Origin of the sequence: Klebsiella sp. AqSCr (assembly GCF_008452795.1) — a bacterium.
GTDB classification, from domain to species: domain Bacteria; phylum Pseudomonadota; class Gammaproteobacteria; order Enterobacterales; family Enterobacteriaceae; genus Klebsiella; species Klebsiella pneumoniae.
The window spans coordinates 1,030,485-1,054,155 of sequence record NZ_MJDM01000005.1 but is presented as its reverse complement, the minus strand read 5'-3'; the positions used below and the strand labels follow the sequence as shown (position 1 = coordinate 1,054,155).

The window sequence follows — 23,671 nt, the reverse complement described above, 5'->3', positions numbered from 1 at the left end:
ATGGAACAGTATACAGTTCAGAAGGGTGACAGCCTGTGGAAAATCAGTCGTAAATTCGGAATTGATGTTAATGAACTGGCCAATATTAACGGTCTTCTCACTAAAGCAGAGCAGCATATTATCCAGCCCGGTCAGGTATTGAGTTTACCATCAAAAGACAAAGTTTATGATACTCAATTGACTTTGAGGATTTGCGATCTCGTCTGGCGCCCGCTTGGCAATGCAAAACTCAGACTCACTTTTGATGGTAAGACGTATGATTACGTAACAGACAGCACTGGTGTTGTCGCTGGTCTGCTTATTGAAGACAGCACCAAAGGTATAAAGGTTGAACTGCAACATTTAAATAAAAAAGAATACATTCTGATTGCAGACCATAAAAAATTGCCGCTGGGAACGTTAAGTTTGCGGATATCATCCAGGGAAATGATAATAAAAGGGAGTACCAGAGTTAAACAAGGTACCCAACAATCGAGCAAACAACAGGAAAAAGTAAAGGCGAAACAGATAAATGACTCATCTGCTTCCGGCCCATCAGAAAGTAGAACAGCGGAAAGCCCGACACCTTCTGTAAATCAAACCACGAGAACCGAAGGTGGTGCTCCCACCAGTGTGAGTAATATTGGTAATGTCAGTGAAGGGTTACGCCTTCCTCCAGAGGCAGAACAATATCGAGATTATATCATTGAAACAGCTAAAAAATATGGATTCCAGCCAGAGGGACTTTCTGCATTAATTTATGCAGAGTCAAGATGGAAAGCAAATGCGACCAATCCTACTGGTTCTGGAGCGGTAGGGTTAGGACAGTTTAAACCTGATACATGGCTATCCCTATGTGCAGAATCGGAGTCTAAAATATATCAGCTTATAACAGGAAAATATTCCTACCAGAAACTGGTCTATAAAAATAGAAAACTTTTTGGTGAATTGGTCGATGGAACTATAACGGAAATCGATAAAGATACTGTTTTATCTTTGCGGGTTAATGCAGAATACAGTATTGATATGATTGGTTTGTATGATCGAAAAGGGATTGACTCACTTAGTTTAAAGTTATCAGCAGTTAGTGCTCTTGAATCAGATGAATTAGTTAAAATAGCTTACCTTGTTCATATGAATGGGGCATTTGGCGCATATGACATTATTATGAATGGGAAAGAAACTCCTGGAAAAGGCGAAAAAATCCCGACTAATATTGCTTTCTATAACCGACTAATTGGTAATTTAAAAGATAATGAGATGATAATTAGGTATTATTCTATTGATAGTACATGGAGGACCGCTTTTGTTGCATGGATGGTCAATTATTTCGATTCAATTATCGTACCTGATCATTACCGAATTGAACCGAAGATGAAAAATTACTCCACCAAAGATATTATTCAGAAACTTAATTCTACGTACATTCTAAATACGGATTTACCTCCAGTAACTATTATGAATTCGCAGCCAAGAAATACCCCATCTCCTTCTGTAAACGTTGAGGGGAATACATGGAGTAATCCACTTTCTGTTTGCCGGATTCGTACTCATGCTCTTCCTCGAGTCCGTAGTGCTACTTTTAAGGGATGGAGAACTCGCTCTAATGGACGTCGTTATCAACACCAGGGCTTGGATATAGAAGCTGCGCCAAATACACCAATATTTTCAGTAGCAGATGGTCGCATCGCTTTTATAATTGATCCTCCTCGTAGTGATTATGGCAGACAGTTATGTATTATTGTTCAGGTTGACGATCTTCCACTAGAGAAGGCGTTGCTTTGTAGATGTAATGATAGTGAAATTAGTGAGGTTTATTTTTTCTACGCCCATCTGTCTGCAATTCATTCTGGTTTAGAGAGGGGAGACCATGTACGTTGTGGTGAATTATTGGGAGAAACTGGTTGCACAGGTAATGCCAATGGAATGACCAGTATAGCTTTAGGTGCTCATCTCCATTTTGAAGTTAGAGTAAAAGAGAGACCTGGTCCTGGTATAGCAAACAGGCTTGATCCTGCTCCTTTCATCGATGGGTTTAATTATCCTTAACAAGAAAATGAGAAATGAGAATTTTTATTAAATATTCTTTCATGTCGCTTTTATTTTTAGAAGCGGCAAGCTTACAAATCTGTTATGCGTCAGATAATTCAGTATCCAGCGTCAACTCGGATACAAATTCCATGACATTCTCGGAGATTTTTTCAAGACAGGAACAACAACGTGTTGATGAGGAATATCGCGGTGATTATCGTAATTACAAAAATAAGCAAAATAATTTACCTGATTCTCAGAGGAGCAAAGTTTTTTCAAGTAATGAATATTGGTTGGTAAATAAAGAACAGGATCTATGGCTTGGCTTGTTTGATGGAAAAAATATCAAAGTGCCAGCAAACTATTACAAGGACATTCCTAATGGTGGGTATCATCAACAACGAATATTAAGAGTTAAAAGAAAGGGTAAAATTTCACAATTTCTATTGCAACGTGAAACTAATAATTACCCATCTAAATGTCTCAGTGTAATAAATAATATAGTTTTTGACTCTTCATTATATACATATTTTTACTCTGGATGTACTAGTTTTAGTTTTGAACCTAACTCAACCCGCCATATCATATTATATGATATTTTACTATATGATAAAATATATGATGCGATAATTGTGCTTGATTCAATACCTTATTCAACTCCTGAAGATCTTAAATATATAAAAGAATCTTTGGTGTCAATAAATGGATACTATCGGTATGATGCGCTTGACGTTGCATTTAGAATAATCGCAAAAGATCAGATCGTTATTGTTGACCCTGACACAGGCAAAGCTTTACCTAAGGTACCAAAAACTGATGACAATGGGAAAATCATCTTGATTAATGGAAAGCCAGTAATGGTTGATGACCCTGATGGCTATAATCCTGTCATTTTAAAAAGGCTTCCTGAAGTTACTGTTTTTGATTAATATCTTTATCAATTATTTTGATTATCCATAGGATGGTAAATCATGAAATATTTTGTTTTATTTTATTTTTTGATATCAACACAATTTATCCATGCTAGCGATAGAAATGATGAGATACTCTTTTCCAAGAGTGACCCTGGAAATCTATTAGATCGAGATGCAAACGAAAGATATCATGATCAATTTATTGATTTTAAAACAACTCAAAACAATCTCCCAGATATAAAGAGAAATAAGTCTTTATTTTCCAATCAGTATTGGTTGGTAAATAAAAAACAGGACTTATGGATTGGGGTGTTTGATGGGAAATATGTAAAAATACCCGCAGGTACTTATGTTAATATTCCTGGTGAAACGTTATTTCCTGAAAGCATAATTCGAATAAAAAGAGGAGGTAAAATATCTCAATTTTTATTACTAAATAGTAATTGTACATATCCATCCGTTTGTGTCAATCGAAGATATGGGATATTATTTGATGCTCATGATTATATGGTTTTTTATACTGGATGTGCCCGTGATGATAGATTAGCCTCTAAAAAATTAAGCGTTTTTTATAATATACTATTTTACAGTAAGACATTTGATACAATATTGCGGCTTGATGAATTCCCTGATTCTGCATTGCAGGGCGAAAGTATCAATGTTTTCAATACATCTATTGAAAAAGTTAAAGATTACTATATCGATTATAGTATCGAGTCGGCATTTAAGTTTACAGGTCCAGATCAGGTTATCGTTGTTGATGAAAAAACTGGAAAACCTCAGGAGAAGGTTCAGGAAACAGATGATAATGGAAATCCTGTCATGAAAAATGGTGAACCGGTTATGATTGATGATCCCGATGGATTCCAACCTGTCATTTTAAAAAGACTTCCTGAAGTTACTATTGCCAATTAATATATCAGACTGAATAGATTAGAATATGAAAAAAACTATTTGTGTAGGTGATAAAACATCTCATGGTGGATCTGTCTTAACGGGCTCATCTCAGATAATCATTGATGGTAAATCTGTGGCACGTAAGTCTGATCTAGTCTCATGTCCAACACACGGTATAAATAGTATAAGTGAGGGAGATGAAAAACATTGCGATAACGGGTTAGCTGTTGCGTTAGAAGGGCATCGCTGTTCATGTGGCGCTATTCTTATTTCCACCGGTTCGCGTGTTTTAAAGGAATGAATTTATGCCAGTAAATATTTTTGATATTCCTTCGGAAGAGAAAACATCCCAAAAAACATTATCATTATGGGTTGAATTCGGAATTTGTGTTTGTATTCTTGCTGTATATGTATGTGTTTTTTTGGTTTATTTTCCTGAGTATTTATCAAAAAATAATTATGCTTTCTGGTCTGAGTTATTGCTGGTGCCGCTACTCTTAAGCGGGGCTGTATTTTTCTTCAGAGTTATAATATGGAATAATGAGGATATCGAAACAGTTTACTGGAATAAAACTCGCCTGGATTATTATCAGGAGTTGCTTCAAAAAGGAAGGGCCTATCTTGAGGTCATTGAGTTACAGGTCAGATTGCCTGATTTAAATGGTGGTGTGACTAATATCATAGAGGGGGATTTATTGCCTGTTCGCTATGCACCAAAGTTAACGCATATGTCCAGATATCTTAGTTTTAATTCCCCAATAAATGAATTAAATAGCATTCATCAAATACAGGATAGAAATGCTATTTTATTTAATAAAATAATGGGATTTCTAATTAATGATATCCATATGCATATAACCCTTTTGCCTAAATATGTTAGGGTAAAAGTGATATGCGCTCTTAATGATAATTTAAAACCTCTGATGGAAAAGATTTGGCAAGAACGACTTGATAATATATATCCGGGGGGGGGATATTGAGTTTAGTAGAAACTTATCTGAATCCATCGATAACTTGCTGGATAGCTCTTCTGATGAATATATAGTTCTTATTGCCGCCAGTTTTTATGGCGCAGAATTACTTGACGATGAAATCGACGATAAATCTGAATCTGTGATGTTTTTGTTGGGAAGACTGAGAAATGATGGTGAGACTGGTGGTCACTCATCTTTAGGGGCTTTTTTTCGACCAGAATGTGATTGGGTAGGAATAGATTAATCGCTCCTTTGGGGAAGGGTTAATGAAGGGAGGCGGCTATCTGGTGTTATATATTCTGGGTTGAATGAAGAAGAGCTTAAAAAAGTGGTGTTAAAAACAACAGATGTAATGTCGGAAAGTGCACTTTCGTCGTATATATACATTGATTCAGACAACTATTTATGTAAATGCCCGCCTCTTACCGAGTTTTTGCAATTGAGTTATGTAAATGAGCATCTTCCCCCAGGACAGTATTTATTGGTAAATAAAAATAATGATGTTTTGAACTCTCATTTGTTTAACTCGGTTGCCAGTGTTTAGAGGTTTATTATAACATGAAGAAAATCCTTATTAAATTTTCTGGCGTTTTTTTTGTCGTTATTATTACTGTTATTTTGTTTCTACTATATTACCTGTGGGGACCATCCCTGGGATGGATGGAACCAGCAGAAAAATTTCGGGTGCTCTGTACTATTTTCGCAGTTCCTGTTTTCCTCTCTTTGTTGCTAGTCAGTCGGTACTCACTTGTTGCGTTTGCATCAAGATTGCGTTTTTTCCATAAGTTAAATGATAAACAGAATACTTGGTCAAACAATAGTGCTCATTTGAAACAGGTAGACATAAGTAAAAAGATAATAAACGACGTACAACAAGTTCTGCGACATACTTACGGTCATTTCTGGCATAGCAAAGTCCGTATCCTGCTGATGACCGGCTCAGTCAGTGATGTGGAACAACTGGCCCCAAAACTCACCAGGGAACTCTGGCAGGAAGACCGGGGGACTGTGCTGCTGTGGGGTGGTGATCCTGCGACTCCGGCCGATGCAGACTGGCTGGCTGTGTTGCGTAAACTGCGCCGCCGTGCGGTGGACGGAATGGTCTGGGTGACCTCAGCGCTGGACGTTCTGCCGGCAACGGAAAACAGCGCAACCTCAGGTCTCACGCCAGATGCAATGGATAGCGTGTCTCATGCTTTAAAGCTTCGCTATGAGGCTCTGGGCTGGAAGCTGCCACTGTACGTCTGGTCGCTGCATCCGCGCGCCGGAGAACAGGCCGGGCGCGTCACCCAGCCAGTGGGGTGCCTGTTGCCTGCGAATTGTTCACCGCAGACGCTCGCCGGACAGCTTACCGGGCTGATACCGCAGCTGACCGCGCAAGGCATACAGCAGGTCTGCGGTCAGCCACAGCACAATTTTTTACTCGCGCTGGCCGATCAGTTGACCCGTAAACCGGAAACGGTGACGGAGCCGTTATCGGTATTGCTTAATCCTTACCGCCCGCAGCCGCTGGCCGGAGTGGTGTTCAGCGCGCCGTCGGCGGAGGCCGGCCGCAGCATCAGCCATCACTGGGGCCGGGATAACCGCTGGGATATTCTGCCGGACAGGATGACGGAATTACCCGCAGGTCTACGTCCGCGCAAACAGGGAGTCAACTGGATGCGTGGGATGAGCGTGGCAACTGCCGCCCTGATGTTATTTTGGGCCGCCACTCTGCTGGTCTCTTTTATCGCCAACCGCGAGCTGGTTACGACCGCACAGCAGCAGGTGCAGCAGGCCTCGGCGGGAAAACAGCCGCTGGCCGTACGCCTTCATGCGCTCTCCGCGTTACAGAAAACGCTTTCTCAACTGGAATACCGCTCGCAGCACGGCGCGCCGTGGTACCTCCGCGCTGGCCTCAGTCAGAACGATGACCTGCTGGCGGCGCTGTTCCCGCGCTACGGAGAGAGGGCGCAGCCGCTGCTGCGCGATGCGGCGGCGCATCATCTGGAAGAGCAGCTCACCGCCTTCGTGCAGCTGCCGCCGGACAGCCCACTGCGTGAGAAGATGACGAAGACCGCTTACGGACAACTGAAACAATATCTGATGTTGACCCGCCCGGAAAAAATGGACGCCGCGTGGTTCGCCACTACGCTAATGCAGGACTGGCCGCAGCGCTCAGGCATCGCCGACGCCGTCTGGCAGGGCAGCGGCCCTTCGCTGCTGGCATTTTATGCCGCCAGTCTGGCGTCGCATCCGCAGTGGCGTCTGCCTGTCGATGACGGTCTGGTCAGCCAGGTGCGCACACGGTTAATTCGACAGATGGGCCAGCGCAACAGTGAGTCCACGCTTTACCAGAAGATGCTCGCGCAGGTGGCGAATCAGTATGCCGATATGCGCCTGGCGGATATGACTGCCGACACCGATGCTTCGCGTCTGTTCAGCACTGATGAGGTGGTGCCGGGCATGTTTACCCGTCAGGCCTGGGAGCAGGCCGTGCAGCCGGCCATTGAGAAAGTGGTCGCGGAACGCCGCGATGAAATGGACTGGGTGCTGAGCGACACGAAGCAGCCTGCCGCGCAGTCGACGTCGCCGGAAGCTCTGCGAGCCAGGCTGGCGGAGCGTTATTTCGCTGATTTTAGCGGCGCCTGGCTGGATTTCCTCAACAGTTTGCGCTGGCAGCGCGCGGCGACCCTCTCTGATGCCATTGACCAGCTGACCCTGATGGCCGATGTGCGCCAGTCGCCGCTGGTGGCGCTGATGAACACCCTGAGCGTGCAGGGGCGAACCGGCCAGACCGGGGAAGCCATCGCCGATTCGCTGGTCAAATCGGCCAGGCAGCTGTTCAACCGTGACAACCCACCCGCCATCGATCAGCAGTCCGGCTCGCGCGGTCCTCTGGATGCCACCTTCGGGCCCGTACTGGCGCTGCTGGACAATCGCGACGGCGGGACACCCACCAGCCGTCTTAGCCTGCAGACCTTCCTGACCCGCGTCACCCAGGTGCGTCTGCGCTTGCAGCAGGTCACCAACGCCACCGATCCGCAGGCGATGACCCGGTTGCTTGCGCAGACGGTATTCCAGGGCAAGGCCGTGGATTTAACCGAAACGCGCGACTACGGCAGCCTGGTGGCGGCGGGGCTGGGCCAGGAGTGGAGTGGATTTGGGCAAACGCTGTTTGTTCGCCCGATGGAACAGGCCTGGCAGCAGGTGCTGACCCCGGCGGCGGAAAGTCTCAACGCCCAGTGGCGCAGCGCGGTGGTGGAGGACTGGAATAGCGCTTTTGGCGGTCGCTACCCCTTTAAAAATACCAGCAGTGAAGTCTCTCTGCCGCTGCTGGCAAAATACCTCGACAGCGAGACCGGGCGCATCGCCCGCTTTCTGCAGACCCGGCTGAACGGCGTGCTGCATAAAGAGGGGAGCCGCTGGATGGCGGACAGTATCAATGCTCAGGGGCTGACGTTTAACCCGGCCTTTCTGCAGGCGATGAATACCCTGAGCCATCTCTCCGACGTCGCGTTCGCCAACGGCGAAGCGGGATTGCATTTTGCGCTACGTCCCGGCACCGCGGACGGCGTGATGCAGACGGAGCTGGTCATCGACAATCAGAAACTTGTCTATATGAACCAGATGCCGGTCTGGCGGCGGTTCAGCTGGCCCGCTGACACCGAAGCGCCGGGCGCCAGTCTGAGCTGGATCAGTACCCGGGCGGGCACCCGCCAGTATGGCGATTTCCCGGGCGCCTGGGGGTGGATCCGTCTGCTGGATAAGGCGGTGGTCAGCGCTTATCCCGGAACGAGCAGCAGCTGGAGCCTGAGCTGGAAAGCGCCGGATGGTCTGTTGCTGAACTACACGCTGCGTACCGAGGCGGGGGAAGGACCGCTGGCGCTGCTGGCGCTGCGAAACTTTACGCTACCGGAGACGATATTCAGCGTGCGCGCGTCTGCTGAACGTGTTCCGCTGACCGACGATATACCCGGCGAAGAGGGATACTGAACCTTCTCCCTCACTGATTGGCGTTAACCTGCAACGCCAGGCCTCCTTCGCTCATGGCCGCCCGACGGCCAACTAATCTGACCGCGCAGCCATGCTGCGTGTCTCCCTGTAGACGAATAAGGGAATATTCATAATGGACGATTTAACCCTGCGATATTTTGATGCTGAAATGCGCTACCTGCGCGAGGCGGCAAAAGCGTTCGCGCAGGCTCACCCCGATCGGGCGGCGATGCTGGATCTCGATAAAGCCGGTACGCCGGACCCTTACGTTGAGCGCCTGTTTGAAGGCTTTGCCTTTTCCGTAGGTCGCTTGCGCGAAAAAATTGATGATGATCTGCCGGAGCTGACCGAGGGGCTGGTCAGCATGCTGTGGCCGCACTATTTGCGCACTATTCCATCGCTATCGATGGTGGCGCTGACCCCAACGCTGCCGGCGATGAAGATGGCGGAAACGGTGCCCGCCGGGTTTGAGATTAGCTCCCGCCCACTGGGGCCGAAAAATACCGTGTGCCGGTACCGAACCACCCGCGATCTGACGCTTAACCCGCTGGCGATAGAGGAGGCGGTGATGACGGCGGAGCCGGACGGACGTTCGGCCCTGCGACTACGATTCGCCTGTAGCGAGCTGGCTGACTGGTCGCAGACCGATCTCCGCCGCCTGGCGCTGTACCTGGGGGAAGACGCTGTTACCGGCAGCGCCCTCCATCTGTGGCTGACCCGACGCCAGGCCGCGCTGTACCTGCGTCTGCCGGGTCAGACAGAGCGGGTAAGCCTCGACGGCTATTTTTCCCCGGGGGGATTCAGCGAGGAGGATCGTTTATGGCCGAAGGGGGAGAGCGCTTTCAGCGGCTATCAGCTGCTGCTCGAGTATTTCACCTTTCGCGAAAAATTTATGTTCGTGCAGCTAAATGGCCTGGAAAACATCACCCTGCCGGCGGGGATATCGCATTTCACGCTTGAGGTGGTGTTCAGCGAGGTCTGGCAAAGTGATCTACCCGTCAGCGCAAGCAGCCTGCGCCTGCACTGTGTGCCGGTGATTAACCTGTTTACCCTTGAGGCCGATCCGTTGACCATCAGCGGGCTGGAGAGCGAATATCTCCTGCGTCCGAAGCGCCTGCAGGACGGGCATACCGAAATCTATTCTGTTGACAGCGTGACCGGCTCCGGGCGCACCGGGGAGGCACGCTATGTGCCTTTCACCCGCTTTCGTCACCAGGGGGGAATGATGCGTCGCCATGCGCCGGAGCGCTACTACCACACCCGCGTAAAACGGGGCGTAACCGGCATGCACGATACCTGGCTTATCCTCGGCGGACAGCAATGGGAGGCTGACCGGGAGCTGGCGCGGGAAACGGTCTCCTTGCGCATCACCGGCACTAACGGCCAGCTGCCGCGCCGGGCGCTACAGAGCACGCTGCTGGATCGCTGTGAGTCGATATCAGCCACGCCGCTTACCGTCCGCAATCTCTGTAAGCCCACGCTGCCGGCCTATCCCCCGGCGGAAGACCGCTACCACTGGCGGGTCATGAGCCATCTGGGCACCCGTTTTCTCAACATGATGAGCAGCGCCGAGGTGCTGCGCGGCACGCTGTCGCTCTACAACTGGCGGGAGGATGAGCTCAATAATCGCCGTCTGGACGCCATTCTGGCGGTCAGCCATCACCGAATTCAGCGTTTCGAGCAGGGTTTCCTGCTGCGCGGGCTGGATATTGAAGTGACGCTCGACGGTAGCGGATTTACCGGTGCGGGCGATGTCCACCTGTTTGGCGACATGCTCAACCGCTTTTTCGCACTGTATGCCGATATGAATCAGTTCAACCAGCTGACGCTCATTGTTCAACCTGAAGGGAAATGTATCCGGTGGAAAGAGAATCACAGTCTGCGCCTGCCCGGCTGATGGCGCAGCTCCGGCCTCAGTTGCCGTACATGAATTTTTACCGCTTCTGCCAGTTGCTGGAGAAGAACCATCCGAAGGCGCCGATCATCGGCAGCGGCTGGCTAGTAGGTGATGAACCCATACGCTTTCGCCCGCATCCGGGGATGGGCTTTCCGGCTGGCGAAATCCGTGGAATGGACGATCCTGAACCGCCCCGTTCGCCGGCGGTTCGCGTGACTTTTATGGGACTCTACGGCGTGGAATCCCCGCTGCCGACCCACTATAGCGATGACATTGCGCAACGGCGGGAAGGCGTCGAGGCCACCGAGGATTTCCTCGATATCTTTAACCATCGGCTGATCGCCCAGTATTACCGTATCTGGCGCAAATATTCCTACCCGGCAACCTTTCGGGCGGGCGGCACGGACAACATCTCGCAGTATCTGCTGGGCCTGGCGGGGCTGGGTATACCGGGATGTGCCGCCGTTGCCGCAGCGCCGCTGTCGCGATTTCTGGCGCTGCTGCCGGTGATGATGCTGCCGGGGAGATCCGGGGAAGGCATGGAGGCGCTGGTGGCGCTCCTGGCCCCGGGGACCCGGGCGACGGTGTACCACCACGATCCCTGCCGGATCCCCTTGTCGCAGCCGTTAACGATGAGCGTCCGTCAGCCGGTTAGCCTGCAACATAGGCCAGTGATGGGAACCCACGCCACGGATGTGAACGGTCAGGTATTGCTGCAGCTGGCCACGGAAAAGCCTGATGAGGTTCGCGGCTGGCTGCCCGGCGGCGAACTGTTCAGCGACCTGATGGCGCTTCTGCACGTCTGGCTCGGATCTCATCTTGACGTGCGGCTGCAGCTTTGCGTCGCCCGCCATTTACTGCCGGATGCGCAACTTTGCTGCCAGCAGGAGCATGCCGTCCAGCTCGGCCGTACCGCTGTGCTGCGTCCTCTGGATGCGCAGAAACAGGCTGACGACAGAGTCACGATTTATCTGGGGCGCTATCAGCGCGTCCGGGAAAATATCCACCGCAGGGAGAGCGATGAAGATGGCGATTACCGCAGTTAAACCCTCCGCCAGGTTGCTGGCATTCCTCATGGTTACCCTCTTAACCGGCTGCGGCCTGACGCAGACCGTGAAAGACGGCGCCGTTTCCGTGACCCAGTCCATTTTTTACCCCCAGGTGAAAACCCTGCATCTGGATCTTCGCGCCCGGGAAGGCGTGAATAACAACGCCAAAGGCGCCTCCCTGGCGACGGTGGTGCGTATTTATCAGCTGAAGGACCGGCAAGCGTTCGACAATACTGACTACCCGTCGCTGTTTGCCGGCGATGGCCAGGCGCTGCAGGCGGACCGGGTGGCGGAAAAAGATGTTCGCCTGCGTCCGGGCGAATCGGTGACCGTCGATATGCCCATGGAAACCAGCGCGCAGTTTGTGGCGGTGGCGGCCATGTTTATCGATCCAGACCTGACGCAAAACAGCTGGCGGCTGGTACTCACCCGGGACGAACTTGATCCGGCGAGGCCGCGCATTATCGAAGCCAGCCAAAATCAACTGACGCTGCACCCGTTTAAGGAGAAGTGAAAATGCCTCGTCCCTCCCTGTATGACATCCTGTACGGCAATTTCGCCGGCGGGCTTGACCTGAATACTGTCAGCGAAACGGATCAGGTCATCCTGTCGGTGCTCGATAACATGCAGCGCATCCTCAACTGTCGGGCCGGAACGCTGGCGCATCTGCCGGACTACGGCCTGCCGGATATGACCGCTATCCTCCAGGGGATGCCAGCGTCGGCGCACCAGCTGATGAGCACGTTGTCGGCGGTGTTGCTGAAATACGAACCGCGCCTGCAGCGGATCGCGGTGGTGATGCTCGATCAGCATGCGCCCGGCGAACTGCGCTATGCCATTGATGCGGAGCTGAAGGATATTGGCCTGGTGCGTTACGGCACGGAGTTTATGCCCGAGGGCAGGGTGTTGATCCGCCACCTCAAACGTCAGCAGTACCTTGACGCCCGCTCCGCCCTCTAATCTCTCGCTGAAAGACATCATGATGACAACACACCACGACCGTCACTATAAAGCCGGTGGCGACCCGCGCACGCTGGCTGATTTTATGGCCCTGCGTGCGGAAATGAACAAGCTCAGCCACCCGGCGCGGCCGGATATTAACTGGCCGTATGCCGAGCAGCTTGCCCGCGGGCTGTTGGAGCATCACGGCGCGGACCTGCAGACTGTCGCCTGGTATACCCTGGCCCGCGCCCGGCTGGGCGGGGTGGCAGGGATCAATGAGGGGCTGACGCTTATGGAGTCGCTGCTGGTTCGTCAGGGGAAAAACCTGTGGCCACAGGCGCTCCCGGCCCGGACAGAGATCTTCCGCACCCTGAGCAAGCGGCTGCGGCAGGTGATCCGTACCCTGAATCTTACCCCAGAGGATGTTGATTCGCTTGAGCAGGCTGAACGTTCGCTGCAAAGCTTCGACGCAGTGCTCCAGCGCCTTGAGATCGCTCCTGAAAACCAGCTGAGCGACCTGCGGGCGCTACTGCACAGCACGGCAACTCGCTTCGAGAGCCTCGACCCTGCGCCAGCGCTTCCCACCGCGCCGCCGGTGGCGGTGTCTGACGCGGAACTTCCCGGCACTCTGGTCAGCGAAGAGGATGCGGCGAAGGCTGAGCCAGTGCCAGACCTAAAACGTAGACCAAAGGCTGAGCCGCTGGCTCCGCCTTCACCTGCAAAGCGGCCCGCGCCGGTGGCGGCGTCTACTCCGGCAGCCGCGCCGCGCTGGAAGCCGTTTATCGCCGGGATGGTTACCATGCTGGCGGTAACGGGTATCGCCGTCGGCGGATGGCTGGCGCTGCGTCAGTCCGACTTGCCGCCCATTTCGGTCACCCAAAATGCCGGACCGATACCGGGCCTGCCGGCGACAACGCCCCCGGGGCCGGTTGATCTGCCACAGACGCAGCGCCAGCTTGGCGAGCTTGCCCGCCTGGCGCCGGACTGGGCGGTCAGCTACGGCGACCAGCTGGTCCACCAGGCCCTTATCCGCTGGCCGGATCAGGCGCAACCGCTGGCGCAGCAGTGGCGGCAGCAGCTGAGTGCTGGCGCATTGCCCGCGGAAAACCTTACCGGCTGGTCGGAGGGCATGCTGCAGCTGCAGCGGCTCGCCGACCAGCTCAATGCCCTCGACGAGCAGAAGGGGAAGTACCTGACGGTGAGCGAACTGAAAACCGCAGTATTTGCCATCACACAGTCGTTTAACCGAGCTGTTCCGCTGGAGGAGCAGCTGCGCCAGCTGGCCGCGCTTCCGGTTGATCAACCCTGGCCAGCCGCGCGGGGAAGCCTCGCGGAGCTGCATCTGCAACAGCTGATAGTGGAGTATGCCCTGCTGAAGCGAAAACAGCCGGCGTCGCCGACCGCTGCGCTCCCCGCAACCGGTGAGCCCTCGGTGAGTGAGGCGGTGAAATAAAGTGTGCGCATGGCAACATTTTCTTTACATCAATATTGCAAGAACCGAACGCCCTTCGTAGTCTGAAAATGATTTAAATATACCGTTTGTAGTTGTATTGAAAATTTTATTTCGATCTCTGAGGGCATACTATGAAGCACTGTAAAATCATCCTGTTAGTAGGCCTTCTGGCCAGTTCCGCTTCGGCATTAGCAGAGAAGATCGGCGTCTCAATGGCCTACTTCGATCAAAACTTTCTCACTATTATCCGCCAGTCCATTGAGAAAGAAGCTCAAGCCCGCCACGTCGACGTACAGTTTGAAGACGCCCGCGGCGACACCGGACGCCAGGCCGATCAGGTGCAGAGCTTCATCGCCTCCGGCGTGGACGCGATCATCGTCGACCCGGTGGACTCCGCCAGCACCCCGCAGCTGACGAAGATGGCGCAGCAGGCCAAAATGCCGCTGGTGTATGTGAACCGGACGCCGGGGGATAAAACGTTACCGCCCGGCGTGGTGTTTGTCGGTTCGGACGAGCGGGAGTCTGGCACATTGCAGATGGAGGCGCTGGCGAAGCTGGCGAACTACAAAGGCAACGTCGCCATCATGATCGGCAATCTCACCGACGCCGGCGCGCTGCAGCGCACCAAAGATGTGGAGCAGGTGGTGGCCAAGTATCCGGCAATGAAAGTGGTGCAGAAACAGCCGGCCAACTATTCCCGCAGCGAGGGCATGGATCTGATGCAGAACTGGACGGGCAACGGAGAAGCGATTGATATTGTGGCGGCGAACAACGATGAGATGGCGATTGGCGCGGCGATGGCGCTGGAGAAAAGCCAGAAGAAGCTGCTGATCGGCGGGATCGACGCCACCCCGGACGGGCTGAAAGCCCTGGCCAGCGATAAGATTCAGGTGACGGTTTTCCAGGACGCCGTCGGTCAGGGCAAAACGGCCTTAGCGGTAGCGCTGAAGCTGATTAAAGGAGAAAAGGTCGAGTCTCATGTCTGGATCCCGTTTGAGTTAGTGACCAAAGAAAACATGCAGACCTATGTGGAAAAGAGTCATTAACGGCAAGGCGCAGGTGCGCGAACCTGGCTGATAAAACCGGGCTGATAATGTGACGCCCGGGCAACTAAATCGGAGGAAAAGGCATGGCAACGGCAAGAAGCGGCTATACGCTGCAGGTGATAAAGGCAGGGCAGCAGGGGCATGTTGAAATGAGATGGGGGCATCTCGCAGACGTTGATACGCGCGCGGCGGCGGCGGCTATCATGCAGCATATCGGGCGTTCTTCGTCCTCGCGGGGCCAGCAGGAGATCAGCCTGTCGCTGACCAATGCCGCCAGCGGTATATCGGTGGAGCTTCATCACCCGGCCTCAGGGGAAAGCGCTACCCCGGCTTTTATTGAGGCTGAGTTAAAGAAAATTGTGCAGATCGTTGATGGCTACGAGGCGGCAGAAGATACCCATATTGTGGAGTAGCGTGTCGCCTGGGTAAAAAAAATCCACGCCGCTGCGTGGATTTTTTTGCGCGGTGGCGGCGAAAACGCCAGCCAGTGGGATTAGACGTTGAACAGGAAGTTCATCACATCGCCATCTTTCACGATGTAGTCTTTACCTTCAGCACGCATTTTACCGGCTTCTTTCGCGCCCTGTTCGCCTTTGTAGGCAATGAAGTCTTCATAAGCGATGGTCTGCGCGCGGATAAAGCCTTTTTCGAAGTCGGTGTGGATCTTACCGGCTGCCTGCGGCGCGGTCGCTCCGACCGGGATGGTCCATGCGCGAACTTCTTTCACGCCCGCGGTGAAGTAGGTCTGCAGGTTCAGCAGAGCGTAACCGGCGCGGATCACGCGGTTCAGGCCCGGCTCTTCGAGGCCCAGCTCAGCCATAAACTCGTCACGCTCTTCATCGTCCAGCTCGGCGATGTCCGCTTCAACGGCGGCGCACACCGGCACCACCACAGACCCTTCCTGCTCGGCGATGGCGCGAACCTGATCGAGGTACGGGTTGTTCTCGAAACCGTCTTCATTGACGTTCGCGATGTACATGGTCGGCTTCAGGGTCAGGAAGCTCAGATAGCGGATGGCCTCTTTCTCTTCTTTGGTCAGATCCAGCGCGCGCAGCATACCGGCGTTTTCCAGCTGCGGCAGGCATTTTTCCAGCGCGGCCAGCTCAACCTTCGCGTCTTTATCGCCGCCTTTGGCTTTTTTGGAGACGCGGTGAATCGCGCGTTCGCAGGTATCAAGGTCAGACAGCGCCAGTTCGGTGTTGATAACGTCGATATCTTCCGCCGGGTTCACTTTCCCCGCGACGTGAATAATATTATCGTTTTCAAAGCAGCGAACCACATGGCCGATGGCTTCGGTTTCACGGATGTTGGTCAGAAACTGGTTGCCAAGACCTTCACCTTTGGACGCGCCTTTCACCAGGCCCGCGATATCCACGAACTCCATGGTGGTCGGCAGGATGCGCTGCGGTTTGACGATTTCAGCCAGCTTGTCCAGACGCGGATCGGGCATCGGTACGACACCGGTGTTCGGCTCAATGGTACAGAAGGGGAAGTTGGCCGCTTCAATACCCGCTTTGGTGAGCGCATTGAACAGGGTGGATTTGCCGACGTTGGGCAAACCGACGATACCGCATTTGAATCCCATGATTTAAATCACCTTAATCTTTGGATAATCAATCTGTTACAAGGAACAGATTGCAGAAAATTGAATAGCTTTGCCTATTATACACGGTGCGCGGCAAAAATGCCGCACGACAACGGCTTATTGCGCCTTAAAGGCGTGCAAACGGTTGGTCGCTTTGGTCAGCCCGTCCTTTAACCAGATTTCGGTACAGCGCGCCGCTTCGTCGACAGCGTCATCGATCAGTTTCTGCTCGCTGGCCGGTGGTTTGCCAAGCACAAAGCCGACAACCTTGTTTTTGTCGCCCGGATGGCCGATTCCGACGCGTAAACGGTGAAAGTTCGGGTTATTGCCGAGCTTACTGATGATATCCTTCAGGCCATTGTGGCCGCCATGGCTACCGCCAAGCTTAAATTTCGCCACGCCCGGCGGTAAATCCAGCTCGTCATGGGCGACCAGAATTTCATCCGGGTTGATGCGATAAAAGGTCGCCATCGCGGCCACGGCTTTACCGCTGAGGTTCATAAAGGTAGTGGGGACCAGCAGGCGGACGTCCTCGCCCGCCAGGTTGATGCGCGAGGTGTAGCCGAAGAATTTGCTCTCTTCGCGCAGCGGCGCACGATGGCGATCCGCCAGTAAATCCACATACCAGGCGCCAGCGTTGTGCCGGGTGGCGGCATATTCCGCACCGGGGTTGGCCAGGCCGACAATCAGTTTAATGGTCACGTTTTCTATCCTGCATGGGGCATTCTCTGCCGCGTAGTGTACTGTCTGCGGGCGCGCTTGACAAAATTCTGGCTATTAGACAATACCCGCATTGATGATTTACTCACTAAATCATTAGAATTTGATATGGTTCATAGACTTATTTGTAAATTTTTGTCTATTCGCTGTTCACTAATGTGATCGTGGACGCACTCCGCAGAAGAGACCTTGTCTATACTACACCTATAAGATTTGGGGACATTCCCTGGCAACCCAAAGTCCGGAGGTGACACATGAAACGCAAAAACGCTTCGTTACTCGGTAACGTACTCATGGGGTTAGGGTTGGTGGTGATGGTTGTGGGGGTAGGTTACTCCATTCTGAACCAGCTTCCGCAGCTTAACCTGCCACAATTCTTTGCGCATGGCGCAATCCTAAGCATCTTCGTTGGCGCAGTGCTCTGGCTGGCCGGTGCCCGTATTGGCGGCCACGAGCAGGTCAGCGACCGCTACTGGTGGGTGCGCCACTACGATAAACGCTGCCGTCGTAACCAGCATCGTCACAGCTAACCGTAGCATGATTTCCCGCATCGGCCGCTGAAGGCCGATGCGCTTTTCTGTGTCTCACTTTATCTCTTCCTCTTTTCCCGCCATATTACGTCCCCATTCCGTCCTGGCCTTCGTGCTGCTATGGTTGCCAGCAAAAATGAATAGCAAGCGCGGTTTTTGCTTGACCCTGACGTTACGTCAGGCTGCAGAGTAGCGGTCCTGGCCACAGAGAGGAGCAGTCATGTTAATTCAGGTGGGAGAGCTGGCGAAGCGTGCCGGACTGACGGTACGTACGCTGCATCATTATGAACAGACGGGGCTGTTAACGCCTTCGGCCAGAAGCGAGGCGGGCTATCGGCTCTATAACCTGTCCGCGGTTCAGCGCCTGCATATGATAAAGGCGCTGGCGCAGGCCGGGCTAACGCTCGCCACAATCAAGGACTATCTCGATCGGCAAACGCTGTCGCTGCCCGAGCTGCTGACGCAGCAGATAGATATGCTCAACGCCCAGCTACGCGATGTTGGCAGGCTGCGCGACCGACTATTGGTGCTGCGCGAGGCGCTGGCGAGCGGCAATGAACCCGATCTGGAGTCCTGGCTACAGACGCTGGAGTTAATGAAAATGTACGATCGTTGGTTTAGTCAACAGGAGTTAGCCGCGCTGCCGTTTGCGGCACAGGATGAACAGCGGGCGCAGGCGTGGCGCGAGCTAACGGAGGAGGTGCAGACGCTGATGGCGAGCGGCTGCCCGACGGACAGTCCGCAGGCGATGCGTCTGGCGACGCGCTGGATGGAGCGCCTGGAGCAGGATACGGCCGGGCGTCCGGAGTTTCTGACCCGCCTGAACGAGATGCATGCCGCCGAGCCGCAGATGGTTGAACAGACCGGCGTCACGCCGGCAATCATCGCCTATATCACCGAGGCCTTTGCCGAAAGCAAACTGGCCATCTGGGCGCGGTACCTTGACGAAGAAGAGATGGCGTTCACCCGCCAGCACTATTTTGACCGGCTACAGGAGTGGCCTGCGCTGGTGGCGAAGCTGCATCAGGCGTGCCGGGAGGGCGTAGCGCCGGACTCGGCGTCGGGTCAGGCGCTGGCCCGGGCGTGGCTTGAACTGTTTCAGTCCTACGCCGGTACCCGGCCGCAGACGTTGCAGAAGTTTCGTCGGGCAATGGAGCAGGAGCCGCATTTGATGAAGGGCACCTGGATGACGCCGGCAGTGCTGAGCTGGCTGCAGCAGGCGACCGGATCCTTGATGCGGCAGGCGCAGGGACCTGCCGCCGGGTGATCACAGGTCAGCCAGCGCGGCCTGACGATCGGGGTAGAAGCTCAGGCGTCCGGGCAGCGGCTTGACGCCGGCGCGCGCTAGCGTGCGTAGCGGCTGAAACTCGAGGTTAGATACGCGCAATTCACAGCCTTCCGGCAGCTTGTTCACAAAGCGCTGGAAGGCATCCAGGCCACCGGCGTCGAGAACCGGCACCGCGTCCCATTTCAGCACCACGATGCGCTTGCCGGCGATCCGGGTCTCCAGATCGTTGAACAAGCCTTCGGCGGCGGCAAAGAACAGCGGCCCAATTACCCGCAGCACCAGCACATCGTCTGGCACCTCGACGTTGACCGGCGCCAGATGAGTCATGCGTGCGATACGGCGCATAAACAACAGCGAAGCCAGCACGATCCCGACGCTGATAGCGATCACCATGTCAAACAGCACCGTTAGCGACATGCACATCAGCATCACCACGATGTCGTCCTTCTGCGCGTGGCGCAGCAGATTGATGACTTTATGCGCCTCGCTCATATTCCATGCCACCATCAGCAGCAGGGCGGCCATCGCCGACAGCGGCAGCCAGGAGAGCAGTGGGGCGAGGATCAGCAGCGCCAGGATCACCAGCAGGGCGTGGATCACGGCGGCAACTGGCGATGTGGCGCCGGCGCGGACGTTCGCCGCCGAGCGGGCAATCGCCGCGGTGGCAGTGATCCCGCCGAAGAACGGCGCGACAATGTTGCCCAGCCCCTGGCCAATCAGCTCGCTATTGGCTTTGTGCTTGGTGCCGGTCATGCCATCAAGCACCACCGCGCACAGCAGAGATTCAATGGCGCCGAGCATCGCCATTGAGAAGGCGGCAGGCAGCAGAGCCTGCAGCGAGGCCCAGCTCAGGGTAAAGTTTGAGCCCGGCATATCCCAGGGCAATACCAGCTGCGGCAGCAGCTGCGGAATGCCATTGCCCTGAGTGCCGTCCGCCAGCTGATAATGGAACTGTGAGCCGATCGTCGCGACATCGCCGCCGAGCAAGTTGACCACCAGCATGACCGCGCAGCCGCCCAGCAGCGCCGGGAGGTGGCCCGGCAGGCGGATACCCAGCCGCGGCCAGAGGATCAGAATGCCAAGAGTAACGACGCCGATGGCGGCATCGCCAACGTTAATGGTCGGTAGGGCCATCGCCAGCGCCGCCACTTTCTGCAGATAATGCTCCGGCACATGGGGCATCTGCAGGCCGAGGAAATCTTTAATCTGCATGGTGCCGATGGTGATACCGATCCCCGAGGTGAAGCCGAGGGTGACTGACAGCGGGATATATTCGATCAGGCGGCCAAAGCGCGCCAGGCCAAAGAGGATTAAAAAGATCCCCGACATCAGCGTCGCCACCAGCAGTCCCGCCAGACCAAACTGCTGGGAAACCGGATAGAGGATCACCACAAAGGCGGCGGTCGGACCGGAAACGCTAAAGCGTGACCCGCCGGTCAAGGCGATCACAATCCCTGCCACCGCTGAGGTATAGAGGCCGTACTGCGGCGGCACACCGCTGCCAATCGCCAGCGCCATCGCCAGCGGAATCGCAATGATCCCGACGGTGATCCCGGCGATCAGGTCACGCGTGAAGCGGGCGGAGGTGTACTTTTCTTTCCAACAAGCGTCGATGAGGGCGCGGAAAGGCATCACATGTGAGGAAAATAATCTGTTCACAATAATGTTTCATCCATGAGCGCATCATCTGTCAACTAAATGGCAGGTGAAGGAGGCATTGATCATACAAATAAGGTGCGGAGACAAAAAAACCCGCCGCAGCGGGTTTTTGTGCTGGGCTCGATTAATGTTCGAACATAGCAGAGATAGATTCTTCATTGCTGATACGGCGAATAGCTTCAGCCAGCATACCGGAGAGCGTCAGAGTACGCACTTTATCCAGCGCTTTAATTTCTGGTGCCAGCGGAATGGTATCGCAGACGACAAATTCATCAATGACAGAGTTTTTGATGTTCTGGATAGCGTTGCCGGAGAAAATTGGGTGCGTTGCGTAAGCGAATACGCGTTTCGCGCCACGCTCTTTCAGCGCTTCTGCCGCTTTACACAGGGTGCCGCCGGTGTCGATCATATCGTCGACCATCACGCAGTCACGACCGGCAACGTCGCCGATGATGTGCATCACCTGGGAGACGTTGGCGCGCGGACGGCGCTTGTCGATGATAGCCATATCGGTATCATTCAGCAGTTTAGCGATAGCGCGGGCACGCACGACGCCGCCGATGTCCGGAGAAACCACAATCGGGTTGTCCAGGTTCAGCTGCAGCATATCTTCCAGCAGGATTGGGCTGCCGAACACGTTATCGACTGGCACATCGAAGAAGCCCTGGATCTGTTCTGCGTGCAGGTCAACGGTCAGCACGCGGTCAACGCCGACGCTGGACAGAAAATCCGCCACCACTTTCGCGGTGATTGGCACACGAGCAGAACGAACACGACGGTCCTGACGAGCATAACCGAAGTAAGGGATAACGGCGGTGATACGACCTGCCGAAGCACGACGCAGAGCATCAACCATAACAACCAGTTCCATCAGGTTGTCATTGGTGGGAGCACAAGTGGACTGGATGATGAAAATATCACCACCGCGTACGTTTTCATTGATTTGTACGCTGACTTCGCCGTCGCTAAAACGACCTACAGCGGCGTCGCCAAGAGAAGTGTACAGGCGGTTGGCAATACGTTGTGCTAGTTCCGGGGTGGCGTTACCAGCAAAAAGCTTCATATCAGGCACGAGAAGAACCTCAGGCATGCGTCCAGTGGTGGATGAATGGGCCAATAATGTGCGGGATGGCGCCATTCGATCCAGTCGGTGTATTTAAAGAGCACGATGCAACGTCTGGAACAGGGTGACGTTGTCACCGTAACTCAATTTCCCCGGCTGACTCATTATCAATGTGCCATCACGGCGCAGGATTCAGAGCAGGGCCTGCTTGAGCGGCGAAAGGTTAACTCCGCGCGCCACAAAGCCATTTAGCCATGCCGGGGCAGTGTCTAGCACCTGACGGGCAGCGGATTCGGTGTTAAATTCAGCAAACACACAGGCCCCTGTGCCGGTCAGGCGTGACGGCGCATATTCTAACAGCCAGGAAAGCGCGGCATCAACCTCGCGAAAACGTTTTCTTGCGATAAGCTCGCAATCGTTGCTGAATTCACAATTTAATAACGTATTAATTGACCGGCGCGGGGTATTTCGTGGTAGCTCCGGATCGCGAAAAATGATCGGCGTCGGAATACTGACCCCCGGGTGGGCCACCAGGTACCATTTTTCCTCGGGTTCTACCGGCGTCAGTATTTCACCCACCCCCTCGGCGAAGGCGGCATGGCCGCGCACGAAAACCGGCACATCGGCCCCCAGCTGAAGGCCAAGAGTCGCCAGCTCATCTTCCGAGAGACCGCAGCCCCACAGATGGTTGAGCGCCACCAGCACGGTGGCGGCATTGGAGGAGCCACCGCCCAGGCCGCCGCCCATCGGCAGGCGCTTATCGATACTGATATCGGCGCCGCTGCCCGCCGGCAGGCGATCGCTTTCGCTGGCGGCATGCATCAGCAGACGCGCGGCGCGAACGATCAGATTCTCCTCGTCCGGCACGCCGGCCACCGGCGTCAGCAGGCGCAGTTGGCCGTCACTACGCGGTTCGATGGTCAACGTATCGCCGTAATCGAGAAACTGAAACAGCGTTTGCAGGGTATGGTAACCATCGGCCCGCTGGCCGGTGATATATAAAAACAGATTCAGTTTTGCAGGAGAGGGCCAGCGGGTCATCATTTCACGATCCAGTTATCCATCTTCAGCTTGATGCGCTGAGCGCCATTGTTCAGCTCGACATTGGACGGTAGGGCTGGCTGGGTATCGCTGGTGTAGCCGCCGTAGGTCACGTGCCAGGTTTTGCCGTTTTGCGTATAGTTCAGTTCACGCAGACGGTACCGATCGTCCAGCGAATAGTCGGTGGCGTCGCCCGGCAGGCCGATGATCCACTGGCGCAGGCTGTTCAACGGGATCGGCATCCCGGTCAGACGGCCAATCATCTCTTCGGCATCAGTGGCGGTATAGGTCTGGCCTTTGTTATCGATCAGCTGCACGCTGCCCGGCTGCGCGGTCAGCGACAGCTCGGTGCTGCCCAGCGGGTTGGTCAGCAGCAGGCGATAGCGGTCCTGGCCGGTTTGCTGCCAGAAGAAGCGGGCATAGACTTTTTGCTCATCGGAAAGATAGGCAAACGCCCCGCGGGTCTGGAACTGATTGAGGCTGCGGACAGCCTGCTGGTGCTGACGCCACTGCGGCGAATCCGGGCTTTTGCCAGGCCCTTGCGGCGTATGAAGAGAACAGGCGGTGAGGACGAGGCTGGCCAGCGGCAGCAGGCGGAACAGTCGATTCATAATGATGACAAATCCTT

Annotated in this window: 21 protein-coding genes; 15 read left to right on the top strand and 6 right to left on the bottom strand. The window is 54.0% G+C overall.

Annotated features, from left to right (window positions below):
- The 13 genes from BHE81_RS09055 to BHE81_RS08995 all read left to right on the top strand — a co-directional run bounded on the left by BHE81_RS09055 (position 1) and on the right by BHE81_RS08995 (position 15,570).
- The gene (locus tag BHE81_RS09055; protein ID WP_023342696.1) at positions 1 to 2,028 is read left to right on the top strand and encodes a peptidoglycan DD-metalloendopeptidase family protein; all 2,028 of its coding nucleotides are present in this window, start codon (positions 1 to 3) and stop codon (positions 2,026 to 2,028) included.
- Between the two features lie 14 nt (positions 2,029 to 2,042).
- Positions 2,043 to 2,939, top strand: a complete 897-nt coding sequence (locus tag BHE81_RS09050) for a hypothetical protein (RefSeq protein ID WP_004148791.1) — start codon at positions 2,043 to 2,045, stop codon at positions 2,937 to 2,939.
- Between the two features lie 42 nt (positions 2,940 to 2,981).
- Positions 2,982 to 3,839, top strand: a complete 858-nt coding sequence (locus BHE81_RS28685; RefSeq protein ID WP_023301799.1) for a hypothetical protein — start codon at positions 2,982 to 2,984, stop codon at positions 3,837 to 3,839.
- Between the two features lie 25 nt (positions 3,840 to 3,864).
- Positions 3,865 to 4,122 (top strand): PAAR domain-containing protein, encoded by a 258-nt coding sequence (locus BHE81_RS09040; RefSeq protein WP_029499423.1) that lies wholly within the window; start codon positions 3,865 to 3,867, stop codon positions 4,120 to 4,122.
- A gap of 4 nt (positions 4,123 to 4,126) precedes the next feature.
- Positions 4,127 to 4,801 carry a hypothetical protein gene (locus BHE81_RS28680; protein WP_225545387.1) on the top strand — a complete coding sequence of 225 codons (675 nt, stop codon included), beginning with the start codon at positions 4,127 to 4,129 and terminating at the stop codon, positions 4,799 to 4,801.
- A gap of 552 nt (positions 4,802 to 5,353) precedes the next feature.
- Positions 5,354 to 8,770 carry an ImcF-related family protein gene (locus tag BHE81_RS09030; protein WP_023301801.1) on the top strand — a complete coding sequence of 1,139 codons (3,417 nt, stop codon included), beginning with the start codon at positions 5,354 to 5,356 and terminating at the stop codon, positions 8,768 to 8,770.
- Positions 8,771 to 8,903: 133 nt separating this feature from the next.
- A complete protein-coding gene (gene tssF / locus BHE81_RS09025; RefSeq protein ID WP_110246360.1) occupies positions 8,904 to 10,667 on the top strand; it encodes a type VI secretion system baseplate subunit TssF in 1,764 nt (587 codons plus the stop codon).
- A 29-nt stretch (positions 10,668 to 10,696) separates the two neighbouring features.
- The gene (tssG, locus tag BHE81_RS09020; RefSeq protein ID WP_004152910.1) at positions 10,697 to 11,713 is read left to right on the top strand and encodes a type VI secretion system baseplate subunit TssG; all 1,017 of its coding nucleotides are present in this window, start codon (positions 10,697 to 10,699) and stop codon (positions 11,711 to 11,713) included.
- Positions 11,694 to 12,230, top strand: coding sequence for a type VI secretion system lipoprotein TssJ (gene tssJ, locus BHE81_RS09015; RefSeq protein WP_004184604.1), 537 nt, complete (start codon positions 11,694 to 11,696; stop codon positions 12,228 to 12,230). Before tssG ends, tssJ begins: the two co-directional genes overlap by 20 nt.
- Before the next feature lie 2 nt (positions 12,231 to 12,232).
- Positions 12,233 to 12,676, top strand: a complete 444-nt coding sequence (gene tssE, locus BHE81_RS09010; RefSeq protein ID WP_004152261.1) for a type VI secretion system baseplate subunit TssE — start codon at positions 12,233 to 12,235, stop codon at positions 12,674 to 12,676.
- A 19-nt stretch (positions 12,677 to 12,695) separates the two neighbouring features.
- Positions 12,696 to 14,111: a VasL domain-containing protein gene (locus BHE81_RS09005; RefSeq protein WP_009307590.1), complete on the top strand. Its 1,416-nt coding sequence runs from the start codon at positions 12,696 to 12,698 to the stop codon at positions 14,109 to 14,111.
- A gap of 131 nt (positions 14,112 to 14,242) precedes the next feature.
- Entirely contained in the window at positions 14,243 to 15,157 is a 915-nt protein-coding gene (locus tag BHE81_RS09000; RefSeq protein ID WP_002910453.1) for a sugar ABC transporter substrate-binding protein, read from the top strand.
- Positions 15,158 to 15,240: 83 nt separating this feature from the next.
- Positions 15,241 to 15,570 (top strand): DUF1869 domain-containing protein, encoded by a 330-nt coding sequence (locus tag BHE81_RS08995; RefSeq protein WP_004145442.1) that lies wholly within the window; start codon positions 15,241 to 15,243, stop codon positions 15,568 to 15,570.
- Between the two features lie 80 nt (positions 15,571 to 15,650).
- On the opposite strand, the gene ychF is transcribed toward BHE81_RS08995, so the two are convergent.
- Both ychF and pth read right to left on the bottom strand, forming a co-directional pair.
- Complete coding sequence (ychF, locus tag BHE81_RS08990) at positions 15,651 to 16,742, bottom strand: redox-regulated ATPase YchF (protein ID WP_002910443.1); 1,092 nt, start codon at positions 16,740 to 16,742, stop codon at positions 15,651 to 15,653.
- A gap of 117 nt (positions 16,743 to 16,859) precedes the next feature.
- Positions 16,860 to 17,444: an aminoacyl-tRNA hydrolase gene (gene pth / locus BHE81_RS08985; protein WP_009307591.1), complete on the bottom strand. Its 585-nt coding sequence runs from the start codon at positions 17,442 to 17,444 to the stop codon at positions 16,860 to 16,862.
- Between the two features lie 272 nt (positions 17,445 to 17,716).
- Here pth and ychH point away from each other — a divergent pair, with 272 nt between their 5' ends.
- Entirely contained in the window at positions 17,717 to 17,992 is a 276-nt protein-coding gene (ychH, locus tag BHE81_RS08980) for a stress-induced protein YchH (RefSeq protein WP_002910437.1), read from the top strand.
- Between the two features lie 220 nt (positions 17,993 to 18,212).
- Positions 18,213 to 19,259, top strand: a complete 1,047-nt coding sequence (locus tag BHE81_RS08975) for a MerR family transcriptional regulator (protein ID WP_004175547.1) — start codon at positions 18,213 to 18,215, stop codon at positions 19,257 to 19,259.
- On the opposite strand, the gene dauA is transcribed toward BHE81_RS08975, so the two are convergent.
- From dauA to lolB, 4 genes are all read right to left on the bottom strand, one after another.
- Positions 19,260 to 20,939: a C4-dicarboxylic acid transporter DauA gene (gene dauA, locus BHE81_RS08970; protein ID WP_110246359.1), complete on the bottom strand. Its 1,680-nt coding sequence runs from the start codon at positions 20,937 to 20,939 to the stop codon at positions 19,260 to 19,262.
- A 124-nt stretch (positions 20,940 to 21,063) separates the two neighbouring features.
- Positions 21,064 to 22,011: a ribose-phosphate diphosphokinase gene (gene prs / locus BHE81_RS08965; protein ID WP_002910407.1), complete on the bottom strand. Its 948-nt coding sequence runs from the start codon at positions 22,009 to 22,011 to the stop codon at positions 21,064 to 21,066.
- 183 nt (positions 22,012 to 22,194) lie between these two features.
- The gene (gene ispE / locus BHE81_RS08960) at positions 22,195 to 23,043 is read right to left on the bottom strand and encodes a 4-(cytidine 5'-diphospho)-2-C-methyl-D-erythritol kinase (protein WP_014343188.1); all 849 of its coding nucleotides are present in this window, start codon (positions 23,041 to 23,043) and stop codon (positions 22,195 to 22,197) included.
- On the bottom strand, positions 23,043 to 23,654 hold the full coding sequence (gene lolB / locus BHE81_RS08955) for a lipoprotein insertase outer membrane protein LolB (protein WP_002910405.1): 612 nt from the start codon (positions 23,652 to 23,654) through the stop codon (positions 23,043 to 23,045). Before lolB ends, ispE begins: the two co-directional genes overlap by 1 nt.
- Positions 23,655 to 23,671: the final 17 nt, after the last annotated feature.

Excerpts from the sequence above, each read along its gene's own strand:
- BHE81_RS09055 (WP_023342696.1), top strand. The coding sequence starts at position 1 with ATGGAACAGTATACAGTTCAGAAGGGTGACAGCCTGTGGAAAATCAGT.
- BHE81_RS28685 (WP_023301799.1), top strand. The coding sequence starts at position 2,982 with ATGAAATATTTTGTTTTATTTTATTTTTTGATATCAACACAATTTATC.
- BHE81_RS08995 (WP_004145442.1), top strand. The coding sequence starts at position 15,241 with ATGGCAACGGCAAGAAGCGGCTATACGCTGCAGGTGATAAAGGCAGGG.
- lolB (WP_002910405.1), bottom strand. The coding sequence starts at position 23,654 with ATGAATCGACTGTTCCGCCTGCTGCCGCTGGCCAGCCTCGTCCTCACC.
- BHE81_RS09050 (WP_004148791.1), top strand. The coding sequence starts at position 2,043 with ATGAGAATTTTTATTAAATATTCTTTCATGTCGCTTTTATTTTTAGAA.
- tssF (WP_110246360.1), top strand. The coding sequence starts at position 8,904 with ATGGACGATTTAACCCTGCGATATTTTGATGCTGAAATGCGCTACCTG.
- ispE (WP_014343188.1), bottom strand. The coding sequence starts at position 23,043 with ATGACCCGCTGGCCCTCTCCTGCAAAACTGAATCTGTTTTTATATATC.
- ychH (WP_002910437.1), top strand. The coding sequence starts at position 17,717 with ATGAAACGCAAAAACGCTTCGTTACTCGGTAACGTACTCATGGGGTTA.
- BHE81_RS09030 (WP_023301801.1), top strand. The coding sequence starts at position 5,354 with ATGAAGAAAATCCTTATTAAATTTTCTGGCGTTTTTTTTGTCGTTATT.
- BHE81_RS08975 (WP_004175547.1), top strand. The coding sequence starts at position 18,213 with ATGTTAATTCAGGTGGGAGAGCTGGCGAAGCGTGCCGGACTGACGGTA.
- BHE81_RS09000 (WP_002910453.1), top strand. The coding sequence starts at position 14,243 with ATGAAGCACTGTAAAATCATCCTGTTAGTAGGCCTTCTGGCCAGTTCC.
- ychF (WP_002910443.1), bottom strand. The coding sequence starts at position 16,742 with ATGGGATTCAAATGCGGTATCGTCGGTTTGCCCAACGTCGGCAAATCC.
- BHE81_RS09040 (WP_029499423.1), top strand. The coding sequence starts at position 3,865 with ATGAAAAAAACTATTTGTGTAGGTGATAAAACATCTCATGGTGGATCT.
- BHE81_RS09005 (WP_009307590.1), top strand. The coding sequence starts at position 12,696 with ATGATGACAACACACCACGACCGTCACTATAAAGCCGGTGGCGACCCG.
- tssE (WP_004152261.1), top strand. The coding sequence starts at position 12,233 with ATGCCTCGTCCCTCCCTGTATGACATCCTGTACGGCAATTTCGCCGGC.
- BHE81_RS28680 (WP_225545387.1), top strand. The coding sequence starts at position 4,127 with ATGCCAGTAAATATTTTTGATATTCCTTCGGAAGAGAAAACATCCCAA.
- tssJ (WP_004184604.1), top strand. The coding sequence starts at position 11,694 with ATGGCGATTACCGCAGTTAAACCCTCCGCCAGGTTGCTGGCATTCCTC.
- tssG (WP_004152910.1), top strand. The coding sequence starts at position 10,697 with ATGAATTTTTACCGCTTCTGCCAGTTGCTGGAGAAGAACCATCCGAAG.